The 10,092-nt window shown below is 56.7% G+C and carries 12 protein-coding genes and 2 pseudogenes; 6 read left to right on the top strand and 8 right to left on the bottom strand.

Annotated elements, in window-relative coordinates; translation table 11 throughout:
• Both IVB36_RS40470 and IVB36_RS20480 read left to right on the top strand, forming a co-directional pair.
• A pseudogene (locus IVB36_RS40470) lies at window positions 1-97 on the top strand (IS21-like element helper ATPase IstB); the annotation flags it as partial.
• A gap of 629 nt (window positions 98-726) precedes the next feature.
• The gene (locus tag IVB36_RS20480) at window positions 727-1,272 is read left to right on the top strand and encodes a hypothetical protein (protein WP_247392834.1); all 546 of its coding nucleotides are present in this window, start codon (window positions 727-729) and stop codon (window positions 1,270-1,272) included.
• Between the two features lie 359 nt (window positions 1,273-1,631).
• Here IVB36_RS20480 and IVB36_RS20485 read toward each other — a convergent pair whose 3' ends face one another.
• The 4 genes from IVB36_RS20485 to IVB36_RS20500 form a co-directional block, all read right to left on the bottom strand.
• Window positions 1,632-1,958: a hypothetical protein gene (locus IVB36_RS20485; protein ID WP_247392835.1), complete on the bottom strand. Its 327-nt coding sequence runs from the start codon at window positions 1,956-1,958 to the stop codon at window positions 1,632-1,634.
• Window positions 1,959-2,338: 380 nt separating this feature from the next.
• A complete protein-coding gene (locus tag IVB36_RS20490) occupies window positions 2,339-2,962 on the bottom strand; it encodes a hypothetical protein (RefSeq protein ID WP_247297734.1) in 624 nt (207 codons plus the stop codon).
• 43 nt (window positions 2,963-3,005) lie between these two features.
• Window positions 3,006-3,314 (bottom strand): putative addiction module antidote protein, encoded by a 309-nt coding sequence (locus IVB36_RS20495; RefSeq protein ID WP_247392836.1) that lies wholly within the window; start codon window positions 3,312-3,314, stop codon window positions 3,006-3,008.
• A 66-nt stretch (window positions 3,315-3,380) separates the two neighbouring features.
• Window positions 3,381-4,130 (bottom strand): outer membrane beta-barrel protein, encoded by a 750-nt coding sequence (locus IVB36_RS20500; protein ID WP_247297738.1) that lies wholly within the window; start codon window positions 4,128-4,130, stop codon window positions 3,381-3,383.
• 555 nt (window positions 4,131-4,685) lie between these two features.
• On the opposite strand from IVB36_RS20500, the gene IVB36_RS20505 reads away from it, so the two are divergent.
• The 3 genes from IVB36_RS20505 to IVB36_RS20515 all read left to right on the top strand — a co-directional run bounded on the left by IVB36_RS20505 (window position 4,686) and on the right by IVB36_RS20515 (window position 5,943).
• Window positions 4,686-4,868 carry a hypothetical protein gene (locus IVB36_RS20505; protein WP_247392837.1) on the top strand — a complete coding sequence of 61 codons (183 nt, stop codon included), beginning with the start codon at window positions 4,686-4,688 and terminating at the stop codon, window positions 4,866-4,868.
• A gap of 406 nt (window positions 4,869-5,274) precedes the next feature.
• Window positions 5,275-5,721, top strand: coding sequence for a hypothetical protein (locus IVB36_RS20510; RefSeq protein WP_247392838.1), 447 nt, complete (start codon window positions 5,275-5,277; stop codon window positions 5,719-5,721).
• Between the two features lie 36 nt (window positions 5,722-5,757).
• Window positions 5,758-5,943 (top strand): hypothetical protein, encoded by a 186-nt coding sequence (locus IVB36_RS20515; protein ID WP_247392839.1) that lies wholly within the window; start codon window positions 5,758-5,760, stop codon window positions 5,941-5,943.
• 104 nt (window positions 5,944-6,047) lie between these two features.
• Here the strand turns inward: IVB36_RS20515 and IVB36_RS20520 are convergent.
• The 3 genes and pseudogenes from IVB36_RS20520 to IVB36_RS40475 all read right to left on the bottom strand — a co-directional run bounded on the left by IVB36_RS20520 (window position 6,048) and on the right by IVB36_RS40475 (window position 9,038).
• Window positions 6,048-6,387, bottom strand: a pseudogene (locus IVB36_RS20520) (response regulator).
• A gap of 44 nt (window positions 6,388-6,431) precedes the next feature.
• Window positions 6,432-8,201, bottom strand: a complete 1,770-nt coding sequence (locus IVB36_RS20525; protein ID WP_346731054.1) for an ATP-binding protein — start codon at window positions 8,199-8,201, stop codon at window positions 6,432-6,434.
• A gap of 18 nt (window positions 8,202-8,219) precedes the next feature.
• Window positions 8,220-9,038, bottom strand: coding sequence for a GAF domain-containing protein (locus IVB36_RS40475; protein WP_346731055.1), 819 nt, complete (start codon window positions 9,036-9,038; stop codon window positions 8,220-8,222).
• 23 nt (window positions 9,039-9,061) lie between these two features.
• Here IVB36_RS40475 and IVB36_RS20530 point away from each other — a divergent pair, with 23 nt between their 5' ends.
• Window positions 9,062-9,331 (top strand): hypothetical protein, encoded by a 270-nt coding sequence (locus IVB36_RS20530; protein WP_247392840.1) that lies wholly within the window; start codon window positions 9,062-9,064, stop codon window positions 9,329-9,331.
• A gap of 7 nt (window positions 9,332-9,338) precedes the next feature.
• Here IVB36_RS20530 and IVB36_RS20535 read toward each other — a convergent pair.
• Window positions 9,339-10,092, bottom strand: a 754-nt coding sequence (locus tag IVB36_RS20535; protein WP_247392841.1) for a transposase, incomplete at its 5' end; no start/stop codon positions are given.

The following is a 10,092-nucleotide window of genomic DNA, read 5'->3' on the forward strand; positions in this document are numbered from 1 at the left end:
GACCAGCTCCGACGGTGCGAGCGCTACCGCCAAAACCCGCCGCTCGAAGGGGTCAAAATTGGACGCCGATACGGGGTCAAATTTGAACGCCGATTGACACATCGATCCTAACAAGCGGCTGAGCTGTCAGAAACCCGGCGTCATGGCATGCCGTCCGGTCGAACATCCATGCGGGAACTTCCAGCCAACGGTCTGCTTGCGATCCGTCCAGGGTGCAGCGAAAAACGACATCGTCGGCCTTGTCGATGGCCCCATGAACGCAAACTCGGCGCCCAAACCAAGGATGATGCCGATAAAGAACCTCGCGAAGAACGGTCCTGTGGGCGTTCTCAAACGTCGTTGTACAACGGCGTCCGCCGTCATTCGACGATCGGGTACGTCAGTCCAGTTGAGTTCGAGCGCAAGGTGGGATTAGCTTAACCGGGTGTCCATCAAACCGGCAGCAGCTCAAGCCTCTTGGCACTTCGCTGGTAGGGCTGCGCCACAGGAGAAAATCCGCCCCGCCTTGGAAGTTGAGCGCTCAACAGCTCCTACACCAAGGTGATCTCGTCCTGGGCGCCTTATTTTCATGTGTGCTGTGGGGTTGGATGGTCGAATATATCGCGAGCTGGCAGGCTCTGGCTTGGTCTGGCAAAGGTATGCCATTGTGCATTTAAGCACCCGAGCAGATTTTACCTGCTTTCTGTGGTGGGAGACCCGATTTCAGTCTTTGTATAGAGAGAAATAATGCGTCCCATGTTCACCGTCCACGCTGGCGAATTCTTGGTCGGTCAGCACATCGAGACCAGCTTCAAGGACAAGAGGGTTTGGCTTCCTTCGAAGGATACCGGCGTCGATCTCTTAGTTACCAATGCGCGGCATTCTAGAAGTGTCACTTTGCAAGTGAAGTTTTCACGGGACTTTCTACCAATCATGAAACTCGCCGCGTCAACGCGCCAGCATTTGCGAGCGTGCACTTGGTTCTCTTTCGACCGCAATAAAATCGCGCGGTCACCAGCCGACTTTTGGGTTTTGGTATTGCTCGGTTTTGAAAATAAAAGTCGCGACTACCTAGTAGTCCGGCCTAAGGAGCTTCTCAAGCGTCTCGATAAATTGCACGGCAAGACTGCTCGCCATCAGGTGTACGTTTGGATTACCGACGATCGCCGGGCTTGGCTCACGCGAGGCTTGAGTATGGCGGAAACGAAAGCAATCGGTGAGGGAATGTTCGGGCACCGGGATCGCGACGTTTCCCGCTTCTTGAACAACTGGTCGCCAATCCACCGTTTGTAGGTATCGGCCCATCGAAAGGAGCGTCTAATCGTCAATTCAGGTATCTTCAGCGAGCAATTGGCTAATTCATTAAACCTCGACGGCCTCGGCAGAACTCAACCAACCAACCAACCAAGCTGGTGTCCCATTGAGGTCATCTAGAAGATCGGACCAAGTCAGCCGCATGAAGTTAGCAATTGGACCCGCCTTTATGGCATCGGCAAAACCATCTAAAAGCACCCTTTCAGGTGCGGAAAACAAGGCGCCGGGTGCTAAGTTCACCAAGGTCCTAGGCCGGGCGCCACCAAGCTGATTAAGCAAGCACCAATTCCGGGCAAGTTAATAACGTCCGGAACGCCTAACTCCGTCGAAATCCCAGCTTAAGCAGCCTTTTCATAATTCACCCAGCCCAAGTAGTTGGCAGGCTTAGTGTCGTTTGCAGCCAGATATTTCGCCTCGATAAAAATCAGTCCACCATCTTCGAGATCAACAACTACGTCAGGCTCAGAGAATGAGGTTTCACGTTCGTTGAAGTGCCTGCAGATCGTCTGCAGTTCTTCCTTGATCAAATTCCCTCGCTCGGGATCATTTATCGGGACGCCCCACAATAGGACCGTGGGGCTTTTGCTTCCGACTTCTGGTGCAACCAGACCCACACGCATTAGAGCGGGCAGGAGCTTTCGCGAGCGCGTCAGATAAGCAAACACCACCCAGGTGATCGCATCCTCTGAAGTCGAAAAACCGAACCTAGCTTCTTTGTTTGCCGGTTCCGCTGGTTAAGAGCGCCTCTCAACGCGGTTTTTGCGCCATCGCGAATTTCCGTCGGGCTATTGTCGAGCGGCTCCCGAAAAATCCACGTCTGCGCTCCAGCCGTCTTGGCATTTGAGGCACCCACGCCGCAAGGCTCGCACCGACGGATGCAATGTTCGTATCGCCGGGCAACAGGTATTTTGCTAAAACTCCCGGATGGCGCGATCAGATTGTCGCAACGAAGGCAGGAGAGACTGGGCAACGTCGTTTGCATCTGGCACCTCCAAATCCGGGCAAACCGAGCCTAAAGACAAATCAAAAAATCGCCGTTCGAAGCTCAAGCAACACCGCACGATTTAGTGCGGTGACAAACGTTGGACGCCGAAGAGCGAGAAGGATTGCCCATTACCTTTCTTGGTGTTTCCAGCCAAATCCAATCCTTCATTGCCTCAAGTTCGAGCCGAAGAGAGGGTCTAAGTCTTACTCGCTGACCGCGGCCAAGCTCCTTCACCGCATTAGCGACCGCTGGAAACCTCGCCTTGTAAATGTCGCTACCCGACTTCCCAAAGTATCGGAAATCGGCGCTCAAAAGCACGTTTGCCCGTGAGTATTGGGGGAAATCGCCTAGATCATGTCGAAGGTCTGTCGGCTTGTCGTGGTGTTTGGCGCTCTTTCGACGCTGATATCGACCGCCTCTAAATGTGTAAATGCAATCCTCTCGATTGGCATAGCGCTGATCTTTGAAATACCGCCCGTTATGAAGGGCGTGGGTGACGCGAGCCGCGTAGATTAACCGGTTGTCCTTATGAAGCGAATTTGCAGCAAAACCGAAGATCAAATCCCCCTCCCTTGCAGTCTTGCGGATCATAGGCTTGCAGATTGCTAAAGAAAGAAGTCCTGCTCTAATGCACGGGGCCGCGCCATTGTCCACCGTCAGTTTGTAAAAATAAATTCTCGACATCCTAGCGATCGTGCTTCTCGCTAGCTCGCCCCCTAAGTGTTGACTACGTCTTCGTTGCGCGAGCCGTGGCAGCCGTGGATCGCTCGCCCTTGGGAGTTACTTTGAGCTGCAAGCCCATGGCCGTGAGCACAGCAAGGACCGTGGAAAAATTCGGAAGCTGTGTGTTGGTTTTGAAAGCTCGATAAATACTCTGCCGGCCTAAACCCGTCTGTCTTGCCATCTCGGCAATGTTGAAGTTGGCAAGTCCCTCCCCAATGGCCATACAAATGGTATTGGGTTCAGCCGAAGCAAATGCGCTGTTTAGCTCGTCGGCTAATTTCGAAGGGGCGACCGGTCGGTACGTTTTGGTCATTTGAATCTCCCCAAAAAAGAAAGGCCGGCTCAAAGAGCCGGCCCCTGTTGTTTCCAGTGATACTGCTCAGTACCGGCCGATGCTGGGGCCGCCGAACTTGTAGTTCACGCGAACCGTGACGAGATCGACGTCCTGACGAATGCGATCCGCACCGAATGCTACGCCACCGGGACCGGTGAATGCGAGCGTACGATCCTGCATGAACAAATGATCGTATTCGACACCAGCCGACCAGCCGGGGGCAAAGCCGTATTCCAGGCCTACCCCGACGGTGCCGCCCCAACGGGTGTCATCGCCGGTGGTGGCAAGCACAGCGCCAGTCGCAGTCGAATAGATCCGGTTGCGATTGTCAGTTACGGCAGCACCGCCCTTGACGTAGAACAGGACGTTGTTGGTGGCCCAGCCGAGCTGACCCGTGAACAGACCGAACGCATTGATCCGTGAATCGTTGCGGAAGCCCGGTCCGAACAGGGTGCTCAGGTTGCTGCCTCGCAAGTCGGCCCAGTCACCCTGCGCTTCGAGGCCGAACACCCAGGTGCCAGTCTGCCAGCGATAACCAACCTGACCACCCGCAACCCCGCCGGTTGCATCGTGCGAACCTTCGGGACCCACCAGGAAGGGGGCAACCGAATCCCAGCTGTTGCGGCTTGAGCCCCAACCGCCGTTGGCGCCGATGTAGAAGCCGCTCCAGTCATAAATCGCGGCGACCATCGGGGGCGCCTTGGTGTAGGGACGCGCTGCCATATCCGCCGCGCTGGCCGGAGCCGATAGGCCCAGAGCCAGTGTTCCGGCTGCAACCGCAATAAGTTTCTTCATTCGAGTCTCCCCAGAGATAATCAGTTTTAAGAGTCGCTAGTTCGCCCACCTGCCTTGCAATAGTACTCAATCGTGAGTGCTTTGCTGTAGCTGGCCTGCCACACTCGCTATCGAAGGCAGGCCGGACCGGAAGTCTTTATAACCGTTAAGTAATTGGGAACTCTATGCACGATAGCGTTCACACAATGAGGCGGCGTTGTTGGCGGCTACTGCCGGAGAAGCTCTGTAGTTACGGCCTCTCGAAAAGCCCCGCCGACCTTGTCAGCCAGCGGGTTCTCTATGTCTTGTGTGTCTCGGTCCTCGTCACCAATCCGCGATGGCTAATCGTGTTGCGATAACTTCTTAGCCATGGCGGTGCATCCCCTCGTCTCAGTTGAACGGATCCTGGATTGATGGCGCCGACTGCCTGATGCGGCGTACGTTCACCGGCGTGCCGTCGGAGACGAACAGCAGCTCATATCGGCGGCCCTCCCCGTCGGTTGGAGAACATGCGCGCAAGGATGCGCGCTACACACTTTGTGCTAAACGGCTGCCTCAACATTGAAGGAGCGCAGAGTGGCCAAGAAGGCAAAGAAAACCGTTCGACGTGAGTGGACGAAGGAAGACATCAAAGAATTGAAGGCGCACTCCAAGGCGCGGACGCCAGTGATCAAAATCGCGAAGATGACCAAGCGAACCGAGGGCGCGCTACGTCAGAAGGCCATCGTTTTGGGAATCGGCCTGGGCCATCAGCGGTAATCCCGAAGCCGGCAACTGGGTCACCTACACCTACGGCGGCGGCCTAGTTTGATAGAAGCTAAACGTCCCGACCTTGACCGCAAACGGCGCAACTGGGCGTGCGCTAATCGGTTTCGGAGGACGCCTAATTCCAAGCGGAAGTCGCGATTGCGTAGTTGGACTTCCGAGTCTGGCCCGTGGCCGACCTCGACCCAGAGGGCCGCAATATCCGCTTTCGAGAGGTGAGCGGACCAAAGTTAGTGCTCGGTACCGAGGGCCGATCATACCTGATGTGCTAGGCGGAGGCCCAGCCAACCAAGTCTGACTCCCAGCGCTTGAGAAAGCAAGAAGGAGCTGAGCCGCCCTAACCCTGGTGTCGGGACCTCGTCTCTGGATCCGAAGATCATCATTCTTCCGACAGGAGGGAATGCAATCAGAGACCGATGGGCGATCGGCATTCAACTACACTTCCGTGTTTCTGCGGACCAATCCCACCGGCGTACAGACCGTATTCATCCGGGCGAGAACACAGGCCAAACTTAGCTTACGAACGCGGACCCATTCACTCACTGGTGATATGCCGCGATATTTTTTCGACTTCCACGACGATAACGGTGCGACGATTGACGACGAAGGGCACGAACTGCCCGGCTTGAATGCTGCGCGCACAGAGGCTCGCCGCACTATTGGAGAAGCCGCGCGGGACTTAACGGCTAAAGGCCAAGATGGCGTCGTGCAGGTTGAGGTTCGCGACGAGCACGGTGCAGTTCTGAGGGTTGCAGTCACTAGCTGCCGATTATCATTCAGTCACGGTCGCTACACAGACGGTATGCAGGCAACGCTGCGCGACATTCAGCGTTCATTTCGTTGGTAAAGCTTCCGACGGGCTTAGCGTCGGCAAGCCGTATTCGTGCGCGCGTTTCGCCGCGAGCTTGCGATAGGTTTGAGCTTGCGTCTGCAACTGGGTTTTGAAGGCCGCATCCGACTCGTCTGCCGCAAGCGCTTCAAGTTGAACCGCGCGCGCAAAGGCGGCATCCACGTTGGGAAATTAGGCCATGTTGGATGCAAGCCAAAAATCTCGGCAAAGGTCAGCTGAGGTCCTTCGGTTCGGCTTGCCAGTGAGGCCATGACTTCCATTCTAGCCGGATGAGCGGACCTGGTTAGACTGGTCCGGCACGTCTCGAACGGACCACTAGCAGACTACACAGTCCTTCCCAGGCGTTGATCAATTTCCTGACGCAATAGTCCAAAATCTATCGGCTTGGATAGTAATCCAGCGGCGCCAAGTTCTCTTGCGCGCTTCACGGTTGCAGCGTCTCCATAAGCGGTAATCATGATGATGGGCACGTTAGGACGTGCTTCTTTTACCTTTGGAAGCATTTCGAGCCCGCTCATGCTGGCATGTTGATGTCCGACAGGATTAGGATTAGTGACGGATCCGGTATCGCCTTCATCTGCTCGAGAGCCGCAGGAGCAGACAGAGCGAATCCATGAGAAACCGCCCCGCCCGCAGGTCGCGGCGGAATTGCTGCCGGAACATGCTCTCGACATCGGGCTCGCCGTCGACGACAACGATCTAGGTGCTCACGACTCTCCTCCAGATCGGCTATTGCTCCCGTGTCGAGGCAAGAAGACCACAAACTCTGTAAACTGCTGCGGCTCGCTTGTGACTTCAATTCGGCCACCATGCTGTTTGACGATGATGTCATGGGCGATCGAGAGGCCGAGGCCTGTACCTTCGCCGGCCGGTTTGGTCGTGAAGAACGGATTGAAAATCTTTTCCTTCACCTCCGGTGGGATACCGGTGCCATTGTCGCGAATACGTATTTCGACTTGGTCCTCGCTTGCGCGTGTGCGGGCAGTGATTAGTGGTTCGAAGTCGGCACTGCTATTGCTAGCCACACGACTGGCCACCGCATGGAGCCCGTTCGAGATCAAGTTGAGCAGAACGCGGGTGATCTCCTGGGGAAACACTTCGACTAGTCCGGCGCGCGGATCGAAGTCACGCTGCACGGTCACATTGAACTGCGGCTTCTCGGCACGGGCGCCGTGACAAGCGAGATTGAGACTCTCATCGACCAGTGCATTGATATCGGCAGCCCGGTGCTCTCCCGAGCCTTCTCGCGAGTGCAGCAGCATATTCTTAACGATCGTATCGGCGCGCTTGCCGTGCTGTACCACCTTTTCAAGGTTTGACTTCAGCATCAACGAAAGTTCGTCAACCTCGCTGCGCATCTTATGGTCGAGAGGAGCCGGAGCCAGGGTCTCCTTGAGTTCGGCGGTCAATTCCGCCGAGAGCGCAGCAAAGTTATTGACGAAGTTGAGAGGATTCTTGATCTCGTGGGCGATTCCGGCGGTAAGTTGACCGAGAGAAGCAAGTTTTTCGGTTTGCACCAGGCGGTCTTGCGCAGTTCGCAGCTCATCCAATGATCTCGACAGATCGGCGGTGCGCTGACGCAATTCGCTGAGAAGTCTTGTATTCTCGATAGCAATGACCGCCTGCGCGGCGAACTGCTCCAGCAGGGCTGTTTGCTTCTCAGTAAAAGGGCGATTTTCCTGCCGAAAGATCATAACATTTCCGACCACGCTGCCGCCTTTCAGCAAGGGAACTGCCAATACGCACTGCGCGCCGCCAAGCTCAACCAAGGCGCGGCGATTACGTTCACCGTCGAGGTAAGCTTTGGATTTGGCGAGGTCAGCGATGGCTACTGAACGTTCGCCTTTCAACAGACGCGCTGGAGCGGTGTCAGGACCGTAGTCAAGTGGCTGCTTCCGGCGATACTCATCGTAAGCTGGAGGCAAGCCGAATGTGGCCGCGGTATGGAAACGGTGCCCATCATAAGTGTTGAGCACACCGAAATTCGCATCGCAAAGCTGCATCGCCTTGCCAAGTATGGCATCAAAGACCGGCCCCAGATCCCCACCTGAGCGGCTGATTATGCTGAGCACCTCCGATGTCGCAGTCTGCTGCTCCAGCGCCTGCCTGGTCTCGTTGAAAAGTCGTGCATTTTCGATCGCAACGACGGCCTGGCTGGCGAAGTTCTCAAGCAGCGAGATTTGCTCCTCGGTGAATGGCCTAACCTCCTGCCGGTAAACGTTGATTACGCCGACGATGTCCTCGTTCTTAATCATGGGCACATACAAGACGGTGCGCGCGCCGCCCAAATCGACACCGGCGACTGCATTAGGATTACCGCTGCGGTAGGCTTCGCTTTCCTGAGCATTATGGACGTGAGCTGGCTTCCTGGTTGTGCGCATCACGTCGGCCGGAGTTGCCGCGCCTCCCGTATGCAAGTTTTGCCGTCGGTATTCAGCAAAGGCGGCCGGAACGCCCGCTTCGACAACTGCCCGCATTGCGCCTTGCTCCATTTGTTATTTGAAGCCGCAGTCCGCCTTGCACAGGCTCATGGCCTTGGCCAGCATCTGCTCAAATACCGGTTTAAGATCGCCAGGCGAGGACGAGATAACCTCAAGAACTTCGGCTGAAGCAGTTTGCCGCTCAAGCGCCTCCTTCGTTTTGTTGAACAGCCGCGCGTTCTCTATTGCGATCACGGCCTGGTCGGCGAAGCTTTGTTGCAGCACTAGTTCATCTGCGGTAAAGGGTTCGAGTCGATCGCGTTGGACGATGAGCGCTCCGATCGCTTTGCCGTCGCGCCGTAGTGGCGTACCGGCCACGGTTCGAATGCCGACCGTGCGGGCTAATGTCACGGGCCAGTCCGCCATATCCGCATCGATATTGTCGATGTCGGGGATATGAATTTGTCGATTCTCCCGGAAAACTACCGCGGGCAGGTTTCGGCCTCCTGGCCGCCGCTGCTCCTCTGGTACCAAAGCGGTGATGCGCTCGATGCCCGCGCCAAAACTGACTGAAAGACCCCACTCGTTGCCGGCGGCAATCCGGATAGCAACGCTCGCACCATGGAAGAGGCGCGCGGTAGCTTCGGCGATCTGCTGAAGTCCGCTTTCGGCATCACCGGAGGCGCTGGCGATTGTGCGGAGGATGTGGGCACTGGCATTCTGCCTCTCCCGTAAGTTGGCGAGTTCCTCGCGCAGACGGCCATTTTCGGCATCCGTCGCCGCAGCCCGTGCAGTTGCCGCATCATGCGCAGCAAAACTGGAAGCAAGCCGTTGCTCGAGATCGGCAATCAGCTTGTGGAGGTCGGCCACGGCGTCCAGAGGAGGCGCGGTCATTCACTCAGTCCATGCGCCAGCCAATGCCGACCGGCTCAAATCATCGCCCGTATAGACGGATTATTCCATTCCAGGAGCATCAAAGCCAGCGGCTTTCCGCCGCTTTTGGGCACCAGAAAAGAGGATTTTCGGATGTCCGAGTTGAGGTCATAGCAGACGTTGGCCGAGCGCCGTTGGAAGTCAGCTACGGGCCGATTTTGTTGCAAAAGTTGGCTGCAATGGATTTGGCCGCTGGGCCTTTTGTTGAGCCGCGCTTTGAAGCGCTGGCCCTGACGCATTTTACGCAACTTTGACGCTACGCTACGCGATGCGCAGAACCTGAGCCGGCGGCGGTCGTGCGACCAGCGATGCAAACCGCCTCAGATTCTGAGCGATGGCGGCTAGAACAAACTCATCCTGGGCACCTTGCGGGCCTCGCAATCGGAGCCGACCAAGCTTCAGGATGCGCTTCAAGTGTGCGAACCTCATCTCGATCTTCTTGCGCTGACGCCGAGAGAGCTCGAAGCCCTCGGTGCCAGCGAACGACCGGGCAACGTCTCGGGCATGCTCATGGATATCGCGCGGGATCTTGCGTGATGGTTCCTTTGGGCAGCACTGCGGTTTGAGCGGGCATACATCGCAGTCGAGCTTGCTGGCACGATACAGAAGGGTCTTGCCCTCGTGCACGGTACCGCTCGTCCCAAGCCGCTTACCACCCGGGCAGTGGTAAACGTCCCCGGTTGGGTCATATCGAAAGTCGCTCCGCGAGAAGGTGCCATCATCCCGCTTCGACTTATCGAACACAGGGATATGTGGCGCGATGCCCTTCTCCTCGACCAGCCAGTTCAGCATCGGAGCCGCTCCGTAAGCGGTATCCCCGACAAGTCGCTCTGGCTTGAGACCAAAGCGCTCCTCGGTTCGTTCGATCATGGTTTTTGCTGCACCGACCTCGGCCTGGCGAATGGCGCGGGAGGCCCCGACATCCACGATGACGCCGAACTTCACGTCGATGAGATAGTTGTCGGAGTACGCGAAGAATGCCGGCCCCTTGTGAGCGCCGGTCCACTGCGCTGCC

This window comes from Bradyrhizobium sp. 35 (assembly GCF_023073215.1).
GTDB classification, from domain to species: domain Bacteria; phylum Pseudomonadota; class Alphaproteobacteria; order Rhizobiales; family Xanthobacteraceae; genus Bradyrhizobium; species Bradyrhizobium canariense_D.

Bases quoted from the DNA above. Each gene is read 5' to 3' on its own strand.
- IVB36_RS20480 (WP_247392834.1), top strand. From the start codon at position 727: ATGCGTCCCATGTTCACCGTCCACGCTGGCGAATTCTTGGTCGGTCAG.
- IVB36_RS20490 (WP_247297734.1), bottom strand. From the start codon at position 2,962: ATGTCGAGAATTTATTTTTACAAACTGACGGTGGACAATGGCGCGGCC.
- IVB36_RS20495 (WP_247392836.1), bottom strand. From the start codon at position 3,314: ATGACCAAAACGTACCGACCGGTCGCCCCTTCGAAATTAGCCGACGAG.
- IVB36_RS20500 (WP_247297738.1), bottom strand. From the start codon at position 4,130: ATGAAGAAACTTATTGCGGTTGCAGCCGGAACACTGGCTCTGGGCCTA.
- IVB36_RS20510 (WP_247392838.1), top strand. From the start codon at position 5,275: ATGCAATCAGAGACCGATGGGCGATCGGCATTCAACTACACTTCCGTG.
- IVB36_RS20525 (WP_346731054.1), bottom strand. From the start codon at position 8,201: ATGCGGGCAGTTGTCGAAGCGGGCGTTCCGGCCGCCTTTGCTGAATAC.
- IVB36_RS40475 (WP_346731055.1), bottom strand. From the start codon at position 9,038: ATGACCGCGCCTCCTCTGGACGCCGTGGCCGACCTCCACAAGCTGATT.
- IVB36_RS20530 (WP_247392840.1), top strand. From the start codon at position 9,062: ATGCCGACCGGCTCAAATCATCGCCCGTATAGACGGATTATTCCATTC.